Source organism: Dactylosporangium sp. NPDC050688, assembly GCF_040654515.1.
Taxonomy (GTDB): domain Bacteria; phylum Actinomycetota; class Actinomycetes; order Mycobacteriales; family Micromonosporaceae; genus Dactylosporangium.
The window spans coordinates 320,902-346,241 of the sequence record NZ_JBFAIC010000002.1 but is presented as its reverse complement, the minus strand read 5'-3'; the positions used below and the strand labels follow the sequence as shown (position 1 = coordinate 346,241).

Genomic DNA, 25,340 nt, shown 5'->3' with positions numbered 1-25,340 from the left:
CAACCTGGTTGGTGGCAGGGTCGTCGGGCTGTCCTTGTGGTGGCGGCTGTCGTTCTCGCCGCCGGGGTCTTGTTGGCGGTGTCACTGGATGACTCCGGGGTCGATCCGGCCGACACCCGCCGCCCCGTCGCGATTGAGGACGAGGTCAGCTGGTCGGACGAGTTCGAGGGGGCTGCCGGAACGTTGCCGGCCGCCGCGAACTGGAAGTTCGCTATCGGCGGCGGTGGCTGGGGCAACGAGGAACTGCAGTACTACACCAACAGCCCGAACAATGTGTCACTCGACGGCAAGGGCAACCTCGTCATCACGGCGCGGAAGGAGAACCCGTCCGGTTACGACTGCTGGTATGGCAAGTGTGAGTACACCTCCGCCAGGATCCTCACCAAGGGCCTCTTCGAGCAGAAGTACGGCCGCTTCGAGATGCGGGCGAAGTTTCCCGGCGCCGGCAAGGGCTACTGGCCGTCGATGTGGATGCTGGGCAACGACATCGACACCGTTGACTGGCCGCAGAGCGGCGAGATCGACGTTGTGGAGATCGTGGGCTCGAAGCCCGGCGAGGCGGTGGGCAGCATGCACGGCCCTGGATACAATGGCAAGGAGAACTGCTGCGTCAACGGTAACTACCACCTCCCGAACGGCGCCAGCTTCAGTGACGACTTCCACGTCTTCGCGGTCGACTGGGCGGCTGACTCGATTACCTGGTGGGTCGACAACGTAGCGTACTCCCGCAAGACTCCGGCCGACATCTTCGGCAAGAAGTGGGTCTTTGACCATCCGTTCTACATCCTGCTGAACTTCGCCGTCGGTGGGAACATGCCGGGCAATCCGGAGGGCGGCACGCAATTCCCTGCGATGTATGTCGTGGATTACGTCCGGGCGTATGACGCTCCGGGCCAACGCGGCCCGAAGCCCGCGACAACGCCCGCGAAGACCGAACCGGCCGAGGAGACCGCATCGCCCGCCCTTAGCCCGTCGGCCAGCACGACCAGCACGGCCAGCACGACCGCCACCACCGCTGCGCCCACTCGCACCACCACGCCTCCCAAGGGCGGCCAGAGCGCGGCGCCCACCAACGGCGGTGTGCTCAACATCAATAGCCAGAAGTGCCTCGACATCCCCGGCAGCAAGGCGGTTGACGGGCAGGACGTGCAGATCTGGGAGTGCCAGGGCCTACCGGGGCAGAAGTGGACCTTCGAAAGCGACGGAAGGTTGCGGTCGATGGGCATCTGTCTGGATGTGGCGCATAACAATACCGACAACGGGACGAGGATCCAGACGGTCTGGTGCAACGACAGTGGGGCGAATCAGTTCAAACTGACCGCGTCTGGAGAGCTGATCAATCCGCCAAGCGGCAAGTGCGTCGATGTCAAAGGGCAGGGAACCGCAAACGGTACGAAGCTCGTTCTCTGGGATTGTAACGGCAGCGCCAGCCAGAAATGGCGCCGCTGATCCCGGTGGCGTCGGCGAACGTCTTGATCGAGCTGTCGAGCGCCGCGTTCGCCGCTGTCGAGTACAGCTTCTGCGACAGCACCCCCATCGCGGAGCCCTTCAACGGCACCGCGGCGTCGAGCAGCTCCTGCGGAACCTCCGGCTGCACCTTGGGAGTCGCGTCCGTAATTCAGTGGACGGCCGGCTCTCGTGGGTCGACACCGTCCGGCTGATTTGTCGACGGTCGGCACCCGGGCGGGAGCGAGACGCGGAACCGGTGGGTCGATGGGGATGGTGGTGCCGGTGCCGAGCGACAACACCGACGAGGAGATTCTGCGGCGACTGCACCGGGATTACGGGAACGTCGGACTAATTGGACGCCCGGCGTGGTGCCGCGTGCCCGATCGCGGGCTCGCGGGCGGCGTGGGATGCACGAGTAAAACTCCGCGCCGCGTGGTATGCCAGAGTCACGGCTCCGGCGGAGGTGGGACATCCATGGGCAAGGACGTCGAAACGACCGAGTTCAGCCGTGAAGACCGCATGCGCTACCGCGACAAGGTGCGGCAGTGCCTCGACGCGTTCGCCAGGATGCTCGCCGACGCCCACTTCGAGGACGGCGACGGCATGAGCGGCCTGGAGATCGAGCTCAACCTCGTCGACGGGCAGCACGACCCGGCCCTGCGCAACCAGCGGGTCCTCGACGCGCTCGCCGACCCGGCGTTCGTCACGGAGCTCGGCCAGTTCAACATCGAGATCAACGTGCCACCGCGCCGCCTCGCCGGCGACGGGCTGGCCGGCTTCGAGGAGCAGGTCCGCGCCAGCCTCAACGCGGCGGAGCAGCACGCGGCGAGCGTCGACACGCGCCTGGCGATGATCGGCATCCTGCCGACGCTGCGCCGCGACCAGCTCACCCCCGACGCGCTGTCGGCGAATCCACGGTACGCGCTGCTCAACGAGCAGATCTTCGCCGCACGGGGCGAGGACCTGCTGATCGCCATCGACGGCGTCGAGCGGCTGCACGTGCGCTGCGACTCCATCGCGCCCGAGGCCGCCTGCACCAGCGTCCAGTTCCACCTGCAGGTCGGCCCGCAGCAGTTCGCCGCGTACTGGAACGCCGCCCAGGCCATCGCCGGCGTCCAGGTCGCCCTCGGCGCCAACGCGCCGTTCCTCTTCGGCCGCGAGCTGTGGCGCGAGACCCGCATCCCGCTCTTCGAACAGGCCACCGACACCCGCGCCGAGGAGCTCAAGTCGCAGGGCGTGCGGCCCCGCGTCTGGTTCGGCGAGCGGTGGATCACCTCGATCTTCGACCTCTTCGAGGAGAACGTCCGGTACTTCCCCTCGCTGCTGCCGATCGTCGAGGACGAGGACCCGATCGCCGTCCTGGACGGCGGCGGCGTGCCGAAGCTGGCCGAGCTGCGGTTGCACAACGGCACCGTGTACCGCTGGAACCGCCCCATCTACGACATCGTCGACGGCAAGCCGCACGTACGGGTCGAGAACCGGGTCCTGCCCGCGGGCCCCACCGTCGTGGACAGCATGGCCAACGCCGCCTTCTACTTCGGGCTCGTGCGCCGCCTCGCCGAGCAGGACCGGCCGGTCTGGACGCAGATGTCCTTCGGCGCCGCCGAGGAGAACTTCCACACCGCCGCCCGGCTCGGCATCGACGCGTCCGTCTTCTGGCCCGGCCTCGGCGCCGTCCCCGTCACCGAGCTCGTCCTGCGCCGCCTGCTGCCCCTGGCCCACGAGGGCCTCGACGGCTGGGGCGTCGACCCGTCGCACCGCGACCGGCTCCTCGGCGTCATCGAGCAGCGCTGCCTCACCGCCTGCAACGGCGCCTCCTGGCAGGTCGAGACCGCCCACCACATCGCCGGCGCCGGCGAGATCGACCGGGACGACACCATGCGCCGGCTGCTGGCCGAGTACCTTCCGAGGATGCATTCCAACGTGCCCGTCCACGAGTGGTGAGCGACGGCGAGATCCGCGTCGACGTCGACGGCGCGGTCGCCACCCTGCTCATCGACAACCCCGGCAAACGCAACGCGCTGACCGCGGCCATGTGGACCGCCGTGCCGAAGCACCTCGAGTCCCTCGCCGCCGACGACGCCGTCAAGGTCCTCGTCGTCGCCGGCGCGGGCGGCACCTTCAGCGCCGGCGCCGACCTCGGCGACGCCGCCACGATCGCCGCCGCCGGCGAGGACAGCGTCGCCGTGCACGCCGAGATCGCCCTGGCCGCGTTCCCGAAACCGACCATCGCCCGGATCGACGGCTTCTGCGTCGGCGGCGGCTGCCAGCTCGCGGTCGCCTGTGACCTGCGCTTCGCCGCCGAGGACAGCCGCTTCGGCATCACTCCGGCCAAGCTCGGCATCGTCTACCCGCGCTCGACCACCCGCCGCCTCGCCGCACTCGTCGGCCCGGCCCGGGCGAAACTGCTGCTCTTCACCGGCGACCTGATCGACGCCCGGACCGCCGAGCGGATCGGCCTCGTCGACACCGTCGCCCCCGGTGCCGAGCTGGCGGCGCTGGTACGCGACACCGCCGCCACCATCGCGGCCCGGTCCCAGTACAGTGTCCGCTCGGCGAAGGCGATCATCGACGGGTGGGACGGCCCGGTCCGGCACGACCCGGCGGAGGTGGCCGAAGGCATCGCCGCGTTCCGCGACCGCCGCCAGCCACGCTGGCCGAGCGGCTGACAGGCTCATGCTGCGGGCGCCGTCGCGTGCGGCGCCGCGCTGGCCGAGCGGCTGACAGGCTCATGCTGCGGGCGCCGTCGCGTGCGGCGCCGCGCTGGCCGAGCGGCCGACCGGCTTACGCTGCGGGCGCCGTCGTGTGCGGCGCCGTCGCCGCGGGCGGCAGGGCGACCTTGCGGGGCTGGCCGGCGGCCACCGCCAGCAGCGTCCCGAGCACGCCGAGGACGCTGTACCCGCACAGGATCAGCGCCGAGCGGCCCACGCCGACGCCGGCGAAGTACACAATGCCGCGGATCGCCTCGGTGCCCAGGCCGGGCGGCAGCCAGGGGCCGACGGCGCGCCAGAACGGGGGGAGCAGCGGGGCCGGGTAGGCGCCGCCGGCGCTCGGGTTGCCCAGGACGACGAACAGCAGCACGGCCAGGCCCGTGCCGATGAAGCCGAACGCGGCCTGCAGCGCCATCGTGAAGGTGCCCGAGGCGAAGACCAGCAGCGCGCCGAACCAGGTCAGCTGCGCGAGGTGGCCGTCGATCGCGCCGTAGACGGCGCCGGTGACCAGGGCCCCGCCGAGGCCGGACAGCAGGGCGTACGCGAGCAGCGACAGCAGGCGGATCACGGCGCGGTGCGGGTTGGCGGGGCGGGAGCCCTTGCTGGTGCTCAGGGCGATCGCGACGAGGTACCCGCCGACGACCCAGCCGAGCGCGAGGTAGAAGCCGGACAGGCCGCGGGCGTCGCCGACCAGTGCGGGCTTGACGTCCTCGACGGTGAACGCGCGGCCCTGGGCGTCCTCGAACGGCGTGATGATCTGCTCGAGGACCTGGCCGACGCTCGCGCCGGCCCCGCTGGCGATGATCAAGCGGTCGGCCGAGCCAGCGGGGTCGCCAGGGCCCGCCGGGTCCGCCGGGTCCGCTGTGGAGACGACGAAGGCGCCGTACACCTCGCGGCGGTCGATCATCCGCCGGGCCGAGGTCTCGTCGGGCACGGCCACGGCGTCCAGTGGCGCCCCCGGCAGCGCGTTGAGCTGCCGGACAAGCTCGCCGACCTGCTGCGGCGGCGCGGTGACGGCGATCGGGATCCGGTGCGGGGTCGGCTCGTGGAAGGCGCCGATATAGCTGGCGATGAACGCCAGTTGCACGGCGAGGACCGCGAGGACCAGTGCACCGGCGCGAGGAGTGACCCCGTCGCGCAGTTCATGAAGAAAGCCCGATTTCACCGCATTTGACGATATCAGGGTTTGCGGAACACCCAGACCCGCATGAGCACGAAGCGCAGCACGGTCGCGGCCAGGTTGGCGGCCACCAGCACCGCCAGCTCCAGCAGATGCGGGTGTGCGGGCGCGACCGCACCCAGCAGCGCCAGGGAGCCGGACGTCGGCGCCAGGCCGAACGCGAACAGCAGCAGGCCCTGCGCCTGGTGCCGGCCGGCGTGGGCGGCGCCCCGCACGGCGAACGTCAACCGCCGGTTGAGCGCGGTGTTGCCGACCGCGGTCACCAGCAGCGCGGTGAAGTTCGCCGCCTGCGCCCCGGCGGCCGGCCGCAGCAGTGCGAAGATCAGCAGGTACGCCACCGTCGACAGCACCCCGACCGCGGCGAAGCGCAGCAGCTGTGACGGCATCGCCGCCGGTACACCCGCCGCGACGAGTGGCTCGCGACCGAACTTCGAACGCAGTGACTGCACCGGCAGGCTGCCGTTGAGCAGGCCACGGGCGAGGCGCGCGATGCCGCGCAGGTCGGCGACGGCGGTGGAGACGATGTCGACCCGGCTGTCGGGGTCGTCGATCCAGTCGACGGGCACCTCATGGATGCGCAGCCCGGCCCGCTGCGCCAGCACCAGCAACTCGGTGTCGAAGAACCAGCCGGTGTCCTCCACCAGCGGCAGCAACTGGGCGGCCACGTCCTTGCGGATCGCCTTGAAGCCGCACTGCGCGTCGGAGAAGCCCACCTGCAACGTCCCGCGCAGCAACAGGTTGTACGACCGGGAGATGAACTGCCGCTTCGCCCCGCGCACCACCCGGGAGCTGCGGGCGAGGCGGGTGCCGATCGACACGTCGGAGTGGCTGGACAGCAGCGGCGCCACGAGGGGCAGCAGCGCGTTGAGGTCGGTGCTGAGGTCTACGTCCATGTACGCGAGCACCGGCGCGTCCGAGCCGTCCCACGCCGCCCGCAGCGCCCGCCCGCGCCCCTTCTCCGTCAGGTGCAGCACCTCGACCCCGGGCAGTTCCCCCGCCAGGCCGGTGGCGACCGCGAGGGTCCCGTCGGTGCTCGCGTTGTCCGCGACGGTGATCCGGAACGGGTAGGGAAACGTCGCGGCGAGGTGCGCGTGCAGCCGGCGCACGCACGGCCCGAGGTCACGTTCCTCGTTGTAGACGGGGACCACCACGTCGAGGACGGCCGTGGCGGCGTCGATGGTGGCGTTGGCTGCGGTACGTGGGAGCGTCGTCGCGGTCATGTCACCAAGGTCGGCGCCGCAGCTTCCGGCCCCGTGTGGCGATCCTGTGCCCAGGCTGTGAAAAGGGGCCGCCCCGAGACGGGACGGCCCCTTGCGGAAGGCGGGTGGCTACGACAGGTCGTACACCGTGACGCCGCCGACGGTCTGCGCGGTGTAGTTGGCCGCGACCCACGCGGTGATCTCCGCGCTGACGCTGCTGCCGCCGTTGCTGCGCCCGCCGACCCCGGCGCCGCCGATGAAGTAGTGGATCTCGCCGGCCGCGACGTACTGCTGGAACCGCTCCAGGCTCGGCGCGGGGTCGCTGCCGTTGAAGCCGCCGATCGCCATCACCGGCAGCTGCGTCGCCAGCTGGTACCCGGAAGCGCTGTGGGACCCGACGGCCGCGCCGACCCAGGTGTACCGCGCCGCGTCCTGGCTCAGCAGCGCGACGAGCTCCGCGCTCGGGGTGGTGGCGTTGAGCAGGCCGCCCATACCGCCGGCCCCACGCTGCCCGCCGCCGCCAGTGCCCGCGTCGCCGCCAGTGCCCGCGCCGCCGGGAGTGCCCGCGCTGCCTGCGGTGCCTGGAGCGGTGCCTGCGCCGCCGGGCGCCGCGCCGCCGTTGCGGAAGCCGCCCGTGCCGCCCGGTCCGCCGCCGGTGCCGTCAACACCGCCCCGGCCGCCGCCCATGCCTCCCCGGCCGCCGCCGAAGCCGCTTCCCGCGACCGCCGGCCCGGCCGTGACGATCGAGCCGCTGTGCGGCGTCGCGACGGTCTGCAGCGAGTACGCCACCGGCCCGCCCAGCAGCGCGAACAGCGCCGCCACGGCCGCCGCCGGCCCGACCCGCCGCCCGAGCTGCTGGCTGACCAGCAGCCCCGCCGCGCCCGCCGCACCGGCGAGCAGCACCGCGACACGCAGCCACGGGTGGAAGTCCGCGGCGCGGGCCAGCAGCACGTACGACCAGATCGCGCTGACCGCGACCGTCGCGGCGAGCGTGAGCAGCGCGAGCAGGTTCCCGCGCCGGCGCCACAGCGTCGCCGCGCCCATCGCGACCAGCGCACCGATCGCGGGGGCCAGGGCCACCGTGTAGTAGTCGTGGAAGATGCCCTGCATCGAGCTGAAGACGACGGCGGTCACCACCAGCCAGCCGCCCCACAGGACGTAGGCGGCCCTGCGCGTCGACCAGACCAGCCCGGCGACCAGGAAGATCAGCGCTGCGGGCAGCAGCCACGACGCCTGCCCGCCGGTCTGCCCGTCGAAGAGCCGCGACCAGCCGGTCTCGCCCCAGCGGCCACCGGCGCCCCCACCGCCGCCGACGCTGCCGGTCTCGTTGCCCGTGATGCGCCCGAGGCCGTTGTAGCCGAGCGTGAGTTCCAGGATCGAGTTGGTCTGCGAGCCGCCGACGTACGGCCGCCACGACGCCGGGGTCAGCTCGACGACCGCGACCCACCAGCCGGCCGAGGCGACCAGCGCCGCCCCGGCGATCAGCAGCTGCACCAGCCGGCGCCCCCACCCGGTCGGCGCGAACAGCAGGTACGCCAGCGCGAACGCCGGCACCACCAGCAGCGCCTGCAGCATCTTCGTCAGGAAGCCCAGGCCGACGCTGCCGCCGGCGAACACCAGCCACCACGTGCTGCCCCGCTCCAGGGCGCGCACCATGCCGTACACCCCGGCGACGAGCAGCAGCACGAGCAGCGCGTCAGGATTGTTGAACCGGAACATCAGCGCCGCGACCGGGGTCGTCGCGAGCACCGCCCCGGCGAGCAGCCCGGCCGCCGGCCCGTGCCAGCGGCGGACTGTCAGGTACAGCAGCCAGACGGTCGCCACCCCGATCAGCGCCTGCGGGGCGAGGATGCTCCACGAACTGGGCCCGAAGACCCGCACCGCCAGCCCGGTCACCCACAACGCCCCCGGCGTCTTGTCCACGGTGATGAAGTTCGCCGCGTCGGACGAGCCGAAGAACCACGCCTTCCAGCTCTCGGAGCCCGCCTGCGCCGCCGCCGCGTAGAAGGCGTTGCCCCACCCGGACGCGCTGAGGTCCCACAGGTACGCCACCAGCGTCCCCACCAGCAGCACCCCCAACGCCGGCCGCACCCAGCACGGATCCCGGGGCGGCGGCTCCACCGGCAGGTCCGCGGGCGGCGGGGCGATGGCATCGATGCGGCTCAGCGTCGTCGTCATGCTGCCGAGGCTGCGGCCCGCCCCTGCCAGCACCTTGCGTCCTGCCTGTGCCCCACCTGTGAGTCCGAGCCTGCTGTCACGCGCGCAGCAGCACCACCGCCTCGCGCGGCCGTGACGCTTTGCGTACGGGGTTGGTCGCTGCGGGTAGCGGCGCTGGACGGGGTCTGGTGCGTCCACGAAAATGGGGGTGGCGCCTACCGGGGGGAGGCGGCACGTGCCACGACCGTATTTTTCGCTGGACGCACCAGACGCCGGCCGACCCACCACGCGGGCCGACCGCAGGGCCACCGTGCCGGTTCCTGCCGGCACGCCGACTTCCGCTGGCGGGACGGTTTCCGCTGGTCCGGCGGTTGCTGCTGGTGCGGCGAGTTGCGCGAGTGCGGCGGATCCCGCCAGCGCGGTGAGTTCCGCCAGCGCGGTGACGGGTGGCTCTGTAGCGGACGACGACGCCCGCGCGTCGGCCGCCCGCCTGGCCACCGCCGCGGCCGCTCACACCCGCCGCCGGGAGTGGCTGGCGAGGACGAGGGCCGAGTTCGCAGAGGCCCGCAGGCACGGGCTGGCCGCCCGCCACGCCACGAAGCTGGCCCGCCTGCGCACCGCCCGCCTGCTGGCAACCCTGCACGAGCTGCCGCCCACTCCTACCGAACACCCTGCAGCTGGCGCGCCCCCTGCAACTGCTGTGCCCGTCGCAGTTGGCGTGCGCCCTGCAGTTGGCGTGCGCCCTGCAGTTGGCGTGCGCGCCGCAACCGGCGTGCCGACAGGCCTGGTGTGTACCAGTCCGGCAAGTTCCGACCCGGCGAGTTCCGGCCCAGCGAGGCCAATCGCCAGCCCGGCGACGGCGGCTTCCGCTCCGACGCCGGCGACCTCCGGTCGGGCGGCGGTGCCTGCCGCCCCGGCACCGGCAACTACCCATCCAACGGCGTCAGCTCCCAGTCCGGCGACGGCACCCGATCACCCGACGGCGCCGGCTTCCGGTCCGAAGACGGCACCCGATCACCCGACGGCGCCGACTTCCGGTCCGGAGACGGCAACTGCCTACCCGGCACCGGCACCTTCCGGTCCGACGCCGGCGACTTCCGGTGTGACGACGGCCACTGCCCATCCGGCAATCGACCGCTCGGCAACCGAGCGCCCCGGAACCGCGACGGCCCGCCCGGCAACCGCGCCCCTGACAGCCCGCCCGGCAACCGTGACCGGCCGCCCCACGTCGGGGGCAGCGCCTGCCGGCCCGGCTGCACATCCCTCGCCCAGCGGCCCGCCACCGGTACCTGCTGCCCGACCGCCGATGCCCACGGCCACGGCCGCCGCAGCCGCCCACAGCGGTGACGTCCAGGAACCAGCCGCCGCGCCGGCATCCACCACTTCCTCCAACGCCACCCGGCGCCCGGCATGCACAGGACCTCGCACCCGCCGCAGGGGAGGGCGGCCTCAGCCCGATCGGACCCGGCGAGCACGACACCACAGTGCCCGCGTCGGCAAGGCCGCGCCCCGACCACCTCCCACCGCGGACAGATCCTTGATTCATACAACGTCCCGGCAGAACGCCGTGCGAAGGCGCCGTGCTCCCTTGCGTGTCGCCTGTCCCCGGTCGCTGCTCGTTGCTCGCCGCCGCTGTCGACCCTGACGCCCGCCGCTGAGCTGTCGGCGCTTGCCCGCGGCCCCCTGTCCGGCCGTCGGCTCTCGCGCAGCCCGCGGCCGGGGTGTCGGCGCTCGCGTGCGGTTCGCCGCCGGGGGTCGGCGCCGGTTGCCCGTTGCCGGCCTCAGCCTGGTGCCGGTGCCGGTGCCGGTGCCGTGCCGGTGCCCGTGCCGTGCCCGTGTCTGGTGCTGGCGTCCGGTGTCTGGTGGCGGGAGGTGGCTGCGTCTCGGCCAGGGGGCGGGTCGTGGACGGTGGCTGGTCGATGGGCGTGTCCGGGGAGGTCGACCGGCGGTTGCTGCGCGCATGCGCGAAAGCCGCCGCGCGAAGCGCAGGCGGTGCGAGCGCAGCGAGCATGGGGGTGCGGGTGGGAACCCCCGCCGGGACCCGCCGCGTCAGCGGTGGGGCGGCAACACAGCCGCGTCAGTGGTGGGGCGGCAACACAGCTAGGGGGATCTCCTGCCAGGTGGCGGTGGGGCCGGGGGTGGTGGCGAAGTCGTACCGGGCGGCGCCCGGGCGCAGGGCGACCAGGCTGGCGGAGCCCGAGCCGTACTCGAGGCCGTCGACCGAGTGGTGGACCAGCAGCGTGCGCGGGGCGGCGCCGGTGAAGGTGCCGCCGGCGAGCATGGGGACCCAGTCGCCCCAGGCGTCGGCGGTCGGCAGGCCCGGCCGGGGGTCGGGCGTGGCGGCAGCCTGCAGCGGGGCGAAGGCGTTGACGTCGACGCCCTGGTTGACGATGACGTGGTCGCCGGGCGGGAGGGTCTGGTGGGTCACGTCGGTGCCGTCCCAGGAGACGACGGTGACGTCGGCGGGCGTTGCGCGTACCAGATGAAAAGCGTCGAAACCGGAAAAGTCCGACGGCAGGGAGGTCAGGGGCAGGGTGCCCCGGGTCGGGCGGTCGCCCAGGGGCGGCAGCGGGGGGAAGCCGTTGAGCAGGGCGGTCACGGTGGTGCCGGCGGGGTCGACGGCGAGCCAGGTGCCGCCGCCGGTGCTGTCCCGGCCTCCCCAGCGGCCCGGCCAGTGCTCGGCGGGCGGCTCCCAGGGGCGGGCCAGGTACTCGTCGCGGACCGCGGCCAGCAGCAGGGGCCAGGTGGCGGCGGGGTCGAAACGGAGGAGCACGGTGCACATGCGGGGAAAGGTTATGCCTGTCCGAGTTGTGGCACTCGTGCGGCCAGCCAGTCGGCGAACTCGTCGGCGGGCAGCGGCTTGGAGATGAAGTACCCCTGGACCAGGTTGCAGCCTTCCAGCCGCAGGTGGTTGAGGGTCGGTTCGTCCTCGACGCCCTCCGCGACCACCTCCAGGTCCAGGGCGTGCCCGAGCTGGACGGCGGAGCGCACCACCGCCCGGTCCCGGTGGTCGACGGCGATGCGCTGCACGAACGACTTGTCGATCTTCATCTCGTGGATGGGCAGCTCGCGGAGGCGGCCGAGCGAGGAGTAGCCGGTGCCGAAGTCGTCGATGGCCAGCTTGACCCCGAGCGCGTGGAGGCGGTCGAGCGTGACGAGGCTGCCGGCGGGGTCGTCCATGATGCTGCTCTCGGTGATCTCCAGGGTCAGCGCGCTCGCCGGTACGCCGGCCTGGCCGAGCAGGCGCGCGACGATGTCGGGCAGGTCCGCCTCCTGGAGGCTGTTGGGCGACAGGTTGACCGCGACGTGTATGTCGTGCCCCATCCGCCGCCACGACGCGCACCGGCGCAGGGCGACCTCCAGCACGTGCAGGGTCAGCGGCCGGATCAGCCCGGACGTCTCGGCCAGGGGGATGAACTCGTCGGGCGGGACGAAGCCGTGCGCGGGATGGTGCCAGCGGGCAAGGGCCTCGGCGCCGCGCACGACGCCGGTGGCGGTCTCCAGCTTCGGCTGGAAGACCACGACGAGGTCGTGGCGCTGGATGGCCTCGCGCAGGTCGGCGACCATGGCGAGCCGGCGGGGGCTGTTGCGGTCGTCGTCGGGCTGGTAGACGCGCACGCCGGTGCGGGTCGTCTTCGCCACGTACATGGCGACGTCGGCGCGCTGGATCAGCGTCTTCGCGTCGTTGCCGTGCTCCGGCGCGAGGGCGATGCCGACGCTGACCCGGGCGTTGAGGCGCAGGTGGCCGATGGCGATCGGCTGCTCCATGGCGGCGGCCAGGTCGTCGCCGACGGCCACGGCGACCTCCCGGGTGCGGATGCCGGGCAGCAGCACGGCGAACTCGTCGCCGCCGAAGCGGGCGACGGTGCCGCGGTCGCCGAGGCGGCCCTGGAGCCGGTCGCCGACCTGCCGCAGCAGCGTGTCGCCGATGTCGTGGCCGAGCGCGTCGTTGACGTCCTTGAACCGGTCGAGGTCCATGAGCAGCATCGCGACCGGGGTGCCGTCGGCCCGCAGCGCGTCGATGGTGGCCTGGAAGCGCTGCCGGTTGGGCAGGCCGGTGAGCGGGTCGTACAGCGCCAGGTGCTCCTTCTCCGCGACCTCCCGCCGCAGCTCGTCGAGCAGCCTGGCCTTGGTGAGCGAGAGGCTGGCGTGGTTGGCGAGCGCCTGGAACAGCCGTACGTGCTGCTCGCCGAACGTCGGGATGTCGGGCAGGCTGTCGGCGACGAACAGCACGCCGGTGGCGCCGTCGCTGAGCGGGACGGGCACGGCGATACCGTCGACGATGGAGCCGACGACCCGGCTGCCCTTGGCGACGAGGACGGGGGTGCCGGCCCGGGCGGGCTGCCACCAGGCGGTCTCGGGCAGCGTGTCCGGGACGGTCGTGTCGAGCTGGTGCCGGCCGTGCATGCGCATCCGGACGAAGGTGCCGTCGGCGACCGGCAGGATCAGCTCGGCGCGTTCGGCGCGCAGCTGGTCGCGGGCCTGCTCCAGCACGATGCGGGCGACCCCGCCGGTGTCCAGGACGCCGTCGAGGGCGCGGGTGAACGCGTACAGCTCCTCGACCTGCTCGTGGCCCTGGCTCTGGTTGACGAAGGACCGGTACGCCCGGTACGTGACCGCGGAGACGATCGCGAGCAGGGCGATGGCCCGCGGGTCGCGGTCGATGGCGAGGGTGCTGATCAGGCCGATGCTGGTGGTGATCGCCACCAGGGGCAGCCCCTGCAGCGCGCTGGGCAGGCGTTTCCACTCGCTGGGGTCGTCGTGCAGGGCGATGACGGCGGTGACGAGGACCGCGGCGATGACGTCCGCGACGAGCATGACGAGCAGGACGTAGAGCCACTGCATCGGGCCGACGTCGCCGGGGTCGGTCTGGCCCAGCGCCTGCAGCATCACCGACGAGGCGGTGGTCTGCACGCCGAGCAGGGCGACGTTGAAGCCGAGCTTGACGCCGCGCTGGCCGCGCAGCACGACGAGGCCGAGGCCGCCGCCGAGGACCCGCACCACGAGCAGCAGGGTCGGGTCGACCGACAGCAGGCCCAGGACCATGGGGATCTCGCTGAGGCTCATCGCGTGGCCGCCGCGGCGGACCCGGATGTGCACGGCGAAGCCCTCGGTGACGGCGAACGCGGCGCCGAGCAGGATCAGCGGCAGCGCGTCGGCGACGGCGGGCGGCCCACCGTTGCGGACGCGGAGCGCGTGCGCCAGGACGGTGGCGACGCCCAGCCACAGGCTGAGCGCCGCCACCCGGGCGTCCGGGCGACTCCACGTGCGTGCTTTCTTCATGGCCGTCCCGGAATCGCCCTTCTTCGTGCGGTCACTGCCAGAGGGAGGCTGACCAGTAGCTTCCACTCCAAGTTCGGCCGCTCCAGGTGCTACCTGACCAAGTTCGGCCACTCCATGTGCGGCCGTCCCACACCGCACTGCTCCAGGTGCGCCCGCTCCAGGCGCGTCCGGCCCAGTTGGTGCCGCTCCAGCCGACCGTGACCCAGCTGCGGCCGGTGGTGGTGGTGGTGTTGCCGCCGAGTGCGGTGCCGGTCCAGGTCGCGCCGTTCCAGGTGCCGCCGGTCCACGCGGTGCCGGCGGTGGCCGCCTTCGCCCAGGTCGCGCCGGTCCAGGGGCGGCCCATGATGTCCTTCTCACCGGTCAGCTCGGTACCACTGACCGGGTCCGCGACGTGCGCGGAGCCACGCGACGCCTCCAAGGAGCCGGTGCCCGTCGACGCCGCCCAGGTCTGCGTGACCGCAGGGGTCGGCGCCTCGATCGCCTTCTTGACGTTGAGCTGGCCGGAGCCGCGGCCCAGCACGTCGCCGGAGGTCATCGCGTCGGTGGTGCTGACGAGCAGCTTCTTGACCTGGTCCGGGGTCAGGTTCGGGCGCTGCTGCAGCAGCAGGGCCGCGGCGCCGGAGGTGATCGCCGCGGCCTGGGAGCTGCCGCTGCCCCGGAAGTACCGGCCCGTCGTGTCGCCGGGCACGAGCCCCGTCGGGTAGTTGACGTCGATGTAGGAGCCCGGGTCCCGCAGCCCCACGATCGACCGTCCGGGTGCGGTCAGGTCGGCGGAGCGGGTGGTGTTGCCGCGGGTACTGAAGTCGGCCAGGACGTCGTCGGCGCGCGAGTCGGTGCTCCTGGAGTCGGCGGCGCCGACGGCGATGACGTACGGGTTGGCCGCCGGCATCGACAGCGCGGTGCGGTCCTTGCCGTCGTTGCCGGCCGAGACGACGACCGTGATGCCCTTTTTCCAGGCCGCCTCCACCGCGTGGGAGAGCGGGTCGAGCTTCTCGTCCTGGGTCGAGTCGGTGCCGAACGACAGGTTCAGCACCTTGATGTTGAGGCCAGGGTCGTTGCGGTGCGTCACGACCCAGTCGATCCCGGCGATGACCTGCGACACGTCGGTGGCGCCGTCGGCGGCGGCGACCTTGACGCTGATCAGCGTCGAGGTGGGTGCCATGCCGGTGAAGTTGGTCGGCGAGTTGACCGTGTACAGGTTGGTGCCGGGGTCGCGGCCGGCGATCAGACCGGCCATGTGGGTGCCGTGGCCGAACGTGTCGGCGTAGCGCAGGTTGGGGGCCTGCGACTCGAACGACAAATCCGGGCCGTTGATGATCCGGGTCGGGTCGTTGAGGCCGGTGACCTGCGAGACGCCGGAGTCGATCAGGGCGACACCGACGCCGGTGCCGCCGACCAGCCGGCCGCTCGCGTCGGTCTTCTTCCACACGTCCAGCGCACCGGTCGCGCGCACGACGCTGAACATCGAGTTGGCGTCGCCGTCGGCCCGCCAGCGTTCGGCCTGCAGCGCCACCGAACCGTCGAGGGTCACGGAGCGCACGCCGGGGGAGTTCCTCAGGGCGGACAGCTGTGTGTCGGGTACTTCCGCGGCGAAGCTTGCCACGATCGGCAGCGGCCGGCCGACCTTTCCGTCGGCGCGGTCCACCGCGCGGGCGGCCGCGTCGGCGTCGTCGTAGGCGACAATGACGCGGGCCGGTCGGCCGGGTTCCGGCGCCGTCGGTGGCGCCGCGGATGCCGGCGCGCCTGTGACGGCCACGCCGGCGATCGTGATGATCGCTGCCGCGGCGGCGCCCAGTGCGCTCCGGTGTCTGCTCGGCATTCGGTCCCCTTCCATGGGTCGACGACTCGCCGTGATCCATGGTTCAGCAACCGGTTGCGGAGCGTTGTCACCAGGTCGGACACTCTTCGCAGTTCAGCGCGCACGCAGCGGGGCGCCGGTCACGATGCGCTGAGGTCGAACAGCATGCAGCTGGAGGTGGCGTGGGCGACCATCCCGCCGCGCGAATCGGTGATCACGGCCTGCGCCAGCGCGGTGCGCCGGCCCTTGGACAGCACGGTCCCCTCGCAGGTCAGGATCCCGGAGGCGATCGACGCCGGGCGCAGGAACTTCGTGGTGAGGTCGAGCGAGGTGTACCCCACGCCGGCCGGCAGCGTGGTGTGCACCGCGCACGCCGCGGCCGTGTCCAGCAGCGTGGCGAGCACCCCGCCGTGCACGCTGCCCAGGGGGTTGTAGTGGAACTCCTGCGGCTCGAGCGTCACGACGACCCGGCCCGGCTCGGCCTCGATCCGCCCGGCGCCCATGAGGTGCGTGATCGGGGGCGCCGGCAGCTCGCCGCGGGCCACCGCCTGCAGCAGCTCCAGACCGCTGCGGCGGCCCAGCTCGGCCGCGTTGATCATCGGGTCGGACCAGGTGAACGTGCGGCTGCGGACCGCATCCTGCGTCTGCGTCATGGATGCAGCGTGGTCGACCGGAGCTGAATCTGTCAACAAGACTCAGGTGCGGGTTAGCCTGTCGGCATGAGACCTGCGGCACTGGACTGGTCGGTCGACAACTGCACCATCGGCGCGGCGATGGCGATCCTCGGCGAGAAGTGGACCGTCGTCGTGCTGCGTGAGGTCTTCAACGGCATCCACCGCTTCGACGACATGCGCGAGCGCACCGGCATCCCGCGCCAGGTGCTCACCAACCGGCTGGGCATGCTCGTGGACAACGGCGTGCTGCGCCGCGTGCCCTACCGGGAGCCCGGCGCGCGGGCCCGCGACGAGTACCGGCTCACCGAGAAGGGCTTCGACCTGTACCCGCTGCTCGTCGCCGTGCGGGAGTGGGGCGACCGGTACCTGGCCGGCCCGGAGGGCCCGCCGCTGGACACGGTCCACCGCGACTGCGGCGCGTCCGTGCACGCGGTGCTGGTCTGCGAGTCGGGGCACGACGCGATCGCCCCGCGCGACGTCGTGCCACGCCCCGGCCGCGGCGCCCGCCGCCGGGAGCCGGCGGTCACCCGCTGACGCCGACCGTCATGCACTGACGGCGGCGGCCGTTATGCGCGACGGCGGCGGTGTGGGTCACGGTTTGGCGCGCACATGGACGGCGGCGGTGTGCACGAGCCAGGCGGACACGGCGGCGAGGGCGGCGCGCTCCATCAGGCCGGTGAACAGCCCTCGGCCGAGGAGCAGGATGCCGAGCGCCGACAGGATCAGCGGCGGGAAGGCCAGCAGCACCCCGAGGCGCCCGGCGCGGCGCAGCGTGGTCGCGTCGGGCTGGGTGGCGTACACCAGGATCACCAGGGCGCACAGCAGCAGCGCGCCGATCGCCCCGGCGGCGTGCACCAGGTCGCGCGGCTGGGAGGTCTCGTACGGCGGCAGCGGGCACCCCGGCGAGCAGGTCACCGCCCCGGCCACGACGGCCAGGGGAGCGGCCAGCGCGAGCGCCGCAGCGGCCAGGCCGGCCGGCACGGCGGCGGCGAGCCGGCCCGGCACGAACGGCAGCGTGGCCAGGGCGTGCCGGGCGGTGTGCCGGGCCGGCACCGCCAGCAGCGCCAGGGACGCCGCCAGCAGCAGCATGCTGGTGCGGTACAGCGTCGCGTGCGGCGCGCCGGCGACGCCGGACTCGCTCACATAGCGCCACGGCGCCGAGCCGGCCACGGAGACGGCCAGCCCGATCGCGCCGGTCGCCGCGGTCGCGGTGGCGGCACCGGCGAACCAGCGGCGGGTGGAATGCACCCCTCCAGCCTACGGCTCAGTGGTGGGTGTGGTGCTGGTGGACGACCGCGTGGCCGCGGCCGCGGGGCCGGGCGCGAGGCCGGCGGCGAGCACGGAGCGGAGGGTCAGCGCGTACCTGCCGCGTCAGGGACCGTGTTTCCATAGCGCAAACATGTACCCCTGGGGGTATACCTGTAATCAACCGAAGTGTTTCGATGATGTGTCGATCTGCGAAAACGGTCAGTCTCGATACGTTCGGGGTCTTCTCCCCATCCGGCGGACGTCCTACCGTCTCCATATGGATCTGGAGCTGCGGCACCTGCGGGTCGTGTGCGCGATCGCGGATGCCGGCAGTGTCACCAAGGCCGCCTCGGTGCTGGGCCTCGCCCAGCCGGCGTTGACCGCGCAGCTGCAGCGCATCGAGCGCGCACTCGGCGGGCTGCTGTTCGAGCGGGACCGGCGCGGGGCCCGGGCGACGCCGCTGGGCGAGCTGGTGCTCGCCCGGGCGAGGGTGCTGCTGCCGGCGGTGAAAGGCCTGCAGGACGAGGCGACCCGGCTGGCCAGCACGAAGGACCCCGCCGGGCGGTACCGCATCGGCGCCGTCAACGGCCCGATCCTGGGCGGCCTGGTCCACCGCATCACCAGCAACCACCCGGGCGCCCAGGTGAGCACCCACGCGTCCTGGTCCTCGTCCGAGCTCGGCGACCAGGTGCTCGCCGGCAAGCTCGACTTCGTCCTCGTGGGCGCCTGCGGCGACGCGCCGCCGGCCACCGACAACGGCCTGGCCTGGCGGGTCGTGGCTGCCGACCCGGTGTTCCTGCTGCTGCCCGAGGGGCACCCGCTCGCCGACCGCGACGAGGTCGACCTGGCCGAGCTCGCCGACGCCCAGTGGGTCGCCGCGCCCGGCGACGGCTGCTTCTCCGCCTGCCACGCGGCGGCCTGCGCCCGGGCCGGCTTCACGCCGAAGGTGCTCTTCGAGACCGAGGTCCGCGGCGCCATCGACCTGATCGAGTCCGGCGACGCGGTCGGGCTGTGCCAGGCGACCCTGCGGCCGATGGCGGGGCTGGCCGCGGTGCCGATCGCCGGCGCGCCGCTGCACTGGCGGCAGATGCTCGGCTGGCTGCCCGACGGGCCGGCGGCCAACGTCGCCGGGCAGGTGTGGGCGTACGCGATCGAGGCCTACGCCGACGCGGTGCGCAAGAACGACCGCTACACGGCCTGGCTGGGCCGCCACCCCGACAGAAGAGGGCTGGCCCTGTAGGACCAGCCCTCTTCGTTCAGCAGTCCGCCTATCCGGTGAAGGTCGCCGTGATCTGCGTGAACTGCCAGTTGTTCTGGGCGATGCCGCTGCAGTTGGACACCACGCCGCCACCCGGGCACGGCCGGTCCCGGTTCACCGACCAGAAGGCCAGCCGGGCCAGGTGCTTCGACTGCGCCCAGTCGCGGATCTGCTGCCAGTACGCCACCGACGTCAGCTCCTGCTGGTCCGACAGGCCGTTCATGCCGGAGATGCCCATGTGCCGGTAGGCCTGGTCGTCGGTCCAGCCGAAGGCCGTCTTCAGCATGTTCTTCAGGCCCTCGGAGGCGCTGACGGTGCTGTTGTACATGTTGGCGCCGCCGCCGAAGTCGAACGGCATGATCGTGAAGACGTCGATGTTGGCACCCGTCGAGGCGGCCCGGCTGATGATCTGCTGGGCGTAGTAGCCGGGGCCGGTCGTCGCCGTGCCGAACGTGATGATGGTCTTCAGCGTCGGGTTGTTCTGCTTGACGATCTTCAGGGCGTCGACGATCCGGTTGCGGACCGTGTCGTTCTCGAACTCATCGGTGTTCTCGATGTCGATGTCGATCGCCTTGAGGTTGTACGCGTTGATGACCTGCTGGTACGCGTTGGCCAGGGCCTGCGGCGTCGAGCAGTTCGGGCCGAGCTTGTTGCCGCTCCAGCCGCCGAACGACGGGATCACGTCGCCGCCGCCCGCGCGGATCTGGTTGATGACGGTCTGGTCGACGCCGCCGGTCAGCGGCCGGTTGCCGTCCCACGCCGGGGTGCAGCCACCGCCGGACAGCACGAACGCGAGGGTGAACCAGCGGATCCCGGTCGCCGACTGGACCGTCTGCGGGTTCGGCGGGTCACCCCACTGGTACAGGTACGGCGCGGCCTGCATCCCGCTCGGCGTCGTGGTGCCCCCGGTGGTGGTGGCGGTGACGCTGTTGGACGCGCCCGACTCGCCGACGTTGTTGTAGGCCTTCACGGTGTACGTGTGGGTCGAGCCGGCCGTCAGCCCGGACACCGTGGCGGTGGTGCCCGTGACGGTGGCCCGAACGGTGCTGCCCTCGTAGACGCGGTAGCCGGTGACGGTGCCCGTCGAGGCGTTCCACGCCAGGGAGAAGCTGGTGTTGGTGGTCGCGGTGACCCGGAAGTTGCCCGGCACGCCCGGGGTCCCGGCCGGCGTGGTCGGGGTCGTGCCGCCCCCGCACGAGGCGCCGTTGAGCGTGCAGTTGGTCGGGGTGCCGCTGCCTGCGGCGATGAACCCGAAGCTGGCCGTGCCGCCCGGGGCGATCGTGCCGTTCCAGGTGCCGGTGAAGCTCACGTGACCGGAGTTGCCGGTCCGGTTGGCGTCCCACGACGAGCTGATCGAGGTGCCACTGGGCAGGTCGAACGCGACCGTCCAGCCGTTGATCGTGCTGCTCGTGCCGTTGGTGATCGTGTACTTGGCCTCGTAGCCGGAACCCCAGGAGGAGGTTTGGACGAAGGCCGCGGTGGCGGACGCGGCTGACGCCGGTGCCGCGGCGATGATGACGGTGGCCGCGACTGTTGCCAGGGCAGCCGCGATCACCCCGATTCGCAGTCTCATTGCAGACCTGCCTCGGACTCGGGTCGAGATGGGGGATGTAGGGCGCCCTAGCGCGGACACTACGCGAAGGTTTGTTAACAGTAAAGATGCTGGTCGATTACCGTTGAGTTGATCAGTGCAGAGTGTCGTACCCGGCCGTTACGCTCGCGTCGTGGATGGTCAGAGGCGGGCGGGGCTCGTGCAGGAGGCCGCCCGGCGGTGGCGCTCGCAGCTCATCGACCTGGGCGGACGCAATACGCTGCTGTATTACAAGGACCTGCGCTCCGGCACGCTCGACCTGTCCGCCGCCGACCCCGTCGCCGTCGCCGCGCTGCTGGGCGGGCGCACCATGTCGCTCAGCCAGCTGTTCACCCGGTCGGGGGCGGGCAAGCGGCTCGCCGTCGCCGAGGAGCCGGGGGGCGGGGTGGACGACACCGTCCTGGACCTGGGCGCGGAGTCCTCCGGTGCGCCGTCGGGCGGGGCGGCCGACACCGTCCTGGATCTGGGCGCGGAGTCGTCCGGTGCGCCGGCGGGCGGGGTGGCCGAGCCTGATCCGACCGCGTCGCGGCTGGTGGATTCGGGGCGGCCCGCGATCGGCCGGGCCAGTGTGCCGTCGCGGCCGGTCAGCGATGCGGGCGAGTCCGTTTCCGGCAGTCCGTCGGTCGAGGGCGCCGGGGATCCGCCTGCCGGATCTGATCCGTCTGCCGGGTCCGCTCCGTCTGCAGCGTCTGTGGAAGCCGGCGATGTCGCGGGGCCTGGCGAAGGGGCGGGGCTCACGCACGCCGCCGCGGTCAAGCGCGCCCGCACGATCCGTAACAAGGCCCGCGAGCTGGCCGAGGAGCGCGGCATCGAGACCTGTTTCGTGGCCATCGGCAGCGCGACCTGGACACCGCCGGCCGGCAGCGGCGTGCCCGCGGCGCCGGTCCTGCTGCGCTCCGCCCAGCTGCGGGCCCGCGGCGCCGCCGAGGACGACTTCGAGCTCAGCGTGCACGGCGACACCGAGGTCAACCCGACCCTGCTGCAGCTGCTCGAGGAGGAGTTCGGCGTCCAGGTCGACGCCGACGAGCTCGAGGAGCTGATCAGCTACACCGCCGGGTTCGACCCGCAGCCGCTGTACGAGCGGCTGGTCAAGGAGGCCTCCGGCCGGGTCCGCGGCTTCACGATCGGCCCGCGGTGCGTGCTCGGCACGTTCTCCTACGCGAAGCTGCCGATGGTCAACGACCTGCGGGTCGCCGCGCCCGCCCTTGAGGGGCACGAGATCATCGCCGCGATCGCCGGCGACGGCGAGGCGCAGCGGCGGCTGCACGCGACCGGCGCGGTCCAGCTCGACGACCCCGACCTGGTCGCCCCCGCCGACGAGTTCCTGGTGCTCGACGCCGACTCGTCGCAGAACTACGCCATCAACGCCGTCCTGTCGGGCCAGCACAGCGTGATCAAGGGCCCGCCCGGCACCGGCAAGAGCCAGACCATCGCCAACCTCATCGCCTCGCTGGTCGCCCGCGGCAAGCGGGTGCTGTTCGTCGCGGAGAAGCGGGCCGCGATCACCGCCGTCACCGACCGGCTCGCCCGGCGCGGGCTCGGCAGTCTCGTCATGGACGTCCACGACGGCACCACGTCGCGGCGCCGGGTCGCCGCCGACCTCAAGGCCGCGTTCGACTCGGCCGCCAGGACCGCCCAGCCCGACCTGAGTGTCCTGCACGAGGCCCTGGTGACGAAGCGGGCCCAGCTCAACGGGCATGACGAGGCGCTGCACCAGGTGCGCGAGCCGTGGGGCGTGAGTGCGTACCAGTCACAGAGCGCCCTCGTCGCGCTGTCCGGCACCGTGCGGCCGATGCCGGCGGTGCGCCTGCGCGGGCAGACCCTCGCCGCGCTGGACGCCGGCACCGCCCGCCGGGTCCGGGAGCAGCTGCGCGACTTCGCCGCGCTCGGCGGGTTCACCCTCACCGCCCAGGAGTCGGGCTGGGTCGGTGCCGCCGTGCGTACACCTGCCGACGCCGAAGCCGCGTTCGACCTGGTCGAACGGCTCGCCGAGCGGACCCTGCCCGCGGCCCGTCCCGCTTTGCGGCACGTCCAGGAGCAGACCGGGCTGCGCCCGCCCGCCGACCTGGCCGGCTGGCGGCAGCTGTTCGCGTTCCTCGACGGGGTCGCCGGGACCCTGACCCAGTTCCACGAGGACGTGTTCCGGGTCGACCTCGCCACCCACATCGCGTCCGCCGCCGACGCCGCGTGGCGCCGCGAGCACGCCGGCCAGCCGGGCACCGACGCGGGCTGGTTCACCCGCCGCCGCATGCGCAAGCAGGCCGCCCGGTTGTGGCGGGGCCCGGGAAGCCCCAGCCGGCAGCAGCTGTTCACCGGGCTGACGACCGCGCTCGCCCAGCGGGCGCAGTGGACCCGCGCGACCGCCGCCGACGGCCCGCCCCGCCTGCCCGCCGAGCTGCCCCGGGCCAGGGCCGCGTTCGAGCAGCTGGACACGCAGGTCGCGCAGCTGCAGCGGTACGTGCCACACCTCGCCCTCGCCGGGATGGACCTCGACCGGCTGGCCGGCCTGCTGTCGGGGCTCGCCGGTGACGAGCGCACGCTGCGCAAGGTGCCGCGGCTCAACGAGCTCGGCGCCGCGTTCAGCGGGCTCGGCCTCGACCAGCTCGTCGCCGACCTCGCCGGCCGCCGCCCCGGTGCCGACCTCGCCGCGGCCGTCTTCGACGCCTGCTGGCACGCCTCGATCCTGCAGCACCTCAACTTCACCGACCCGCGCATCGGCGCGTTCGACGGCCCGCTGCACACCCGCACCGTCGAGGAGTTCCGCACCGCGGACCGCGCCCACATCGACGCGACCGCCAGCCGCGTCCTGCGCGCCGTCGCCGAGCACATCACCCGCACCCGCGACGCGTATCCCGACGAGAGCCGCCTGGTCGAGCACCAGGCCAACCTCAAGCGCCGGCACCTGCCGATCCGGCAGCTCTTCGCGACCGCCCCGCACATGCTGACCGCGCTGCGCCCCTGCTGGGCGATGAGCCCGCTGATCGTGTCGCAGCTGCTGCCCGCCGAGGCCGGCCTGTTCGACGTCGTCGTGTTCGACGAGGCCAGCCAGGTCACCCCGGCCGACGCGGTCCCCGCGCTGCTGCGGGCCCGGCAGGTCGTCGTCGCCGGCGACGAGCACCAGCTGCCGCCGACGTCGTTCTTCACCGCCGCGGAGGACGGCGGCGGCGCCGACCCGCTCGGCGTGCGCCCCGACGGCTCGATCGACCTGTCGCTCACCTCCGGCTACGAGTCGATCCTGGACGTGCTGACCGCGCTGCTGCCGGCGTACCTGCTGCGCTGGCACTACCGCAGCCAGGACGACCGGCTCATCGGCTTCTCCAACGCCCACATCTACGACCGCTCGCTCGTCACGTTCCCGGGCACGGCCGGCGCAGGCTCCGTGCGGCACGTCCACGTCGCGCACGACCCCACCGGCGCCGACACCGACAGTGTCACCGCCGAGGTCGACCGGGTGGTCGAGCTCGCGCTGCAGCACGCCCAGCTGCGCCCCAGCGAGTCCCTCGGCGTGATCACCATGGGCATCGTGCACGCCGACCGCGTCGACCTGGCGCTGCGCAAGGCGCTGTCCGCCCGCCCGGAGCTGCACCCGTTCTTCTCCGAGTCTGCCGCCGAGCCGTTCTTCGTCAAGAACCTCGAGCGCGTCCAGGGCGACGAGCGCGACGCGATCATCCTGTCCATCGGCTACGGCAAGAACGCCGCCGGCCAGCTGCCGTACCGCTTCGGCCCGCTCCTGCTGCCCGGCGGCGAGCGCCGGCTCAACGTGGCCGTCACCCGCGCCCGCCGCCGGATGACCCTGGTCAGCTCGTTCACCGCCGCCGACATGGACCCCGCCCGCAGCACCTCCGACGGCGTGCGCCTGCTGCGCGCCTATCTCGAGTACACCGAGTCCGGCGGCACCTCCCTCACCGCCGCCGCCACCGACCGCACCCAGCCCGACGCCTTCGAGGCCGACGTCCTCGCCCGCCTCACCGCCGCCGGCATCCCCGTCACCGCCCGCTACGGCGTCGCCGGCGCCTTCATCGACTTCGCCTGCGCCCACCCCTCCGACCCCGAAGAGCTCATCCTCGCCATCGAGACCGACGGCACCACGTACCACTCCGCGAGCACCGCCCGCGACCGGGACCGCCTGCGGCAGGAGCAGCTGGAGCGGCTCGGCTGGCGCTACCACCGCATCTGGTCCACCGACTGGTTCGCCGACCCCGACGCCGAGACCGCCCGCACCCGCGCCGCGTACGACGAAGCGGTCGCCGCCACCGACGCCCGCCGCACCAACGACCCGACGGTCGTGCTGCACCTGCCCCCACCCACGCCACCGTCCGCCGCGTCGGACCGCTCGCTGCCCCGGCCGGACCTCACCCCGGGCCGGCCGATCACCGAGTACCCGCCGGAGGCGCTGGTCGCCCTGATCCGCTGGATCGAGTCCGACACGCTTCTGCGCACCGAGGAGCAGGTGCTGGAGGAGGCCCGGCGCGAGCTCGGCTTCAAACGCGGCGGCACCCGCATCAACGCCGCTCTGACCGCCGCGCTCCACACCGCCCGAGCCACTCCGCCCGTGCCGATGTCCGCCTCCGCGCCCACGTCGCCGCCCACGTCGCCGCCCGCGTCGACGGTCGTGGCCGCGGACGCTGAGGCCGACGCGGACCGGACGAGGCTGCTCGCCATCGAGGAGGAGACGCGGGTGCTGCCACAACGCCCCGAGACCGACTGACCGTCGCGGCCACCGCCCGAGCGCGACGGCCGCGCACTCCCCGGATGACCACGACCACCCCGGCCGCCACGCTCCGGGCGTGGG

General features: G+C 72.9%; 15 protein-coding genes. 6 read left to right on the top strand and 9 right to left on the bottom strand.

Features of this window, described 5'->3' with window-relative positions; genetic code table 11:
• Window positions 1-39 precede the first annotated feature (39 nt).
• The 3 genes from AB0H83_RS03980 to AB0H83_RS03970 all read left to right on the top strand — a co-directional run bounded on the left by AB0H83_RS03980 (window position 40) and on the right by AB0H83_RS03970 (window position 4,118).
• Window positions 40-1,449 carry a ricin-type beta-trefoil lectin domain protein gene (locus AB0H83_RS03980; protein ID WP_360086359.1) on the top strand — a complete coding sequence of 470 codons (1,410 nt, stop codon included), beginning with the start codon at window positions 40-42 and terminating at the stop codon, window positions 1,447-1,449.
• 474 nt (window positions 1,450-1,923) lie between these two features.
• Complete coding sequence (locus AB0H83_RS03975; RefSeq protein ID WP_360086356.1) at window positions 1,924-3,393, top strand: glutamate-cysteine ligase family protein; 1,470 nt, start codon at window positions 1,924-1,926, stop codon at window positions 3,391-3,393.
• Complete coding sequence (locus AB0H83_RS03970) at window positions 3,390-4,118, top strand: enoyl-CoA hydratase/isomerase family protein (protein WP_360086353.1); 729 nt, start codon at window positions 3,390-3,392, stop codon at window positions 4,116-4,118. The genes AB0H83_RS03975 and AB0H83_RS03970 overlap by 4 nt, the downstream gene beginning before the upstream one ends.
• Before the next feature lie 115 nt (window positions 4,119-4,233).
• Here AB0H83_RS03970 and AB0H83_RS03965 read toward each other — a convergent pair whose 3' ends face one another.
• The 7 genes from AB0H83_RS03965 to AB0H83_RS03935 form a co-directional block, all read right to left on the bottom strand.
• Complete coding sequence (locus AB0H83_RS03965) at window positions 4,234-5,325, bottom strand: hypothetical protein (protein ID WP_360086350.1); 1,092 nt, start codon at window positions 5,323-5,325, stop codon at window positions 4,234-4,236.
• Between the two features lie 14 nt (window positions 5,326-5,339).
• Window positions 5,340-6,560, bottom strand: a complete 1,221-nt coding sequence (locus tag AB0H83_RS03960) for a bifunctional glycosyltransferase family 2/GtrA family protein (RefSeq protein WP_360086347.1) — start codon at window positions 6,558-6,560, stop codon at window positions 5,340-5,342.
• Between the two features lie 108 nt (window positions 6,561-6,668).
• Entirely contained in the window at window positions 6,669-8,717 is a 2,049-nt protein-coding gene (locus tag AB0H83_RS03955) for a glycosyltransferase family 39 protein (RefSeq protein ID WP_360086344.1), read from the bottom strand.
• A 2,056-nt stretch (window positions 8,718-10,773) separates the two neighbouring features.
• Window positions 10,774-11,478 (bottom strand): NRDE family protein, encoded by a 705-nt coding sequence (locus tag AB0H83_RS03950; protein WP_360086341.1) that lies wholly within the window; start codon window positions 11,476-11,478, stop codon window positions 10,774-10,776.
• An 11-nt stretch (window positions 11,479-11,489) separates the two neighbouring features.
• Window positions 11,490-13,979: an EAL domain-containing protein gene (locus tag AB0H83_RS03945; RefSeq protein ID WP_360086338.1), complete on the bottom strand. Its 2,490-nt coding sequence runs from the start codon at window positions 13,977-13,979 to the stop codon at window positions 11,490-11,492.
• A 31-nt stretch (window positions 13,980-14,010) separates the two neighbouring features.
• Complete coding sequence (locus AB0H83_RS03940) at window positions 14,011-15,735, bottom strand: S8 family serine peptidase (RefSeq protein ID WP_360086335.1); 1,725 nt, start codon at window positions 15,733-15,735, stop codon at window positions 14,011-14,013.
• A 182-nt stretch (window positions 15,736-15,917) separates the two neighbouring features.
• Window positions 15,918-16,430 (bottom strand): PaaI family thioesterase, encoded by a 513-nt coding sequence (locus tag AB0H83_RS03935; protein ID WP_360086332.1) that lies wholly within the window; start codon window positions 16,428-16,430, stop codon window positions 15,918-15,920.
• Between the two features lie 66 nt (window positions 16,431-16,496).
• On the opposite strand from AB0H83_RS03935, the gene AB0H83_RS03930 reads away from it, so the two are divergent.
• Window positions 16,497-16,985 (top strand): helix-turn-helix domain-containing protein, encoded by a 489-nt coding sequence (locus AB0H83_RS03930; protein WP_360086329.1) that lies wholly within the window; start codon window positions 16,497-16,499, stop codon window positions 16,983-16,985.
• A gap of 57 nt (window positions 16,986-17,042) precedes the next feature.
• Here the strand turns inward: AB0H83_RS03930 and AB0H83_RS03925 are convergent, their stop codons facing one another.
• Window positions 17,043-17,699 carry a DUF998 domain-containing protein gene (locus AB0H83_RS03925; protein WP_360086326.1) on the bottom strand — a complete coding sequence of 219 codons (657 nt, stop codon included), beginning with the start codon at window positions 17,697-17,699 and terminating at the stop codon, window positions 17,043-17,045.
• 277 nt (window positions 17,700-17,976) lie between these two features.
• Here AB0H83_RS03925 and AB0H83_RS03920 point away from each other — a divergent pair, with 277 nt between their 5' ends.
• Window positions 17,977-18,939 carry a LysR family transcriptional regulator gene (locus tag AB0H83_RS03920; RefSeq protein WP_360086323.1) on the top strand — a complete coding sequence of 321 codons (963 nt, stop codon included), beginning with the start codon at window positions 17,977-17,979 and terminating at the stop codon, window positions 18,937-18,939.
• A gap of 28 nt (window positions 18,940-18,967) precedes the next feature.
• Here the strand turns inward: AB0H83_RS03920 and AB0H83_RS03915 are convergent, their stop codons facing one another.
• The gene (locus AB0H83_RS03915) at window positions 18,968-20,530 is read right to left on the bottom strand and encodes a cellulose binding domain-containing protein (protein ID WP_360086320.1); all 1,563 of its coding nucleotides are present in this window, start codon (window positions 20,528-20,530) and stop codon (window positions 18,968-18,970) included.
• 151 nt (window positions 20,531-20,681) lie between these two features.
• On the opposite strand from AB0H83_RS03915, the gene AB0H83_RS03910 reads away from it, so the two are divergent.
• A complete protein-coding gene (locus AB0H83_RS03910) occupies window positions 20,682-25,256 on the top strand; it encodes an AAA domain-containing protein (protein ID WP_360086317.1) in 4,575 nt (1,524 codons plus the stop codon).
• Window positions 25,257-25,340 lie beyond the last annotated feature (84 nt).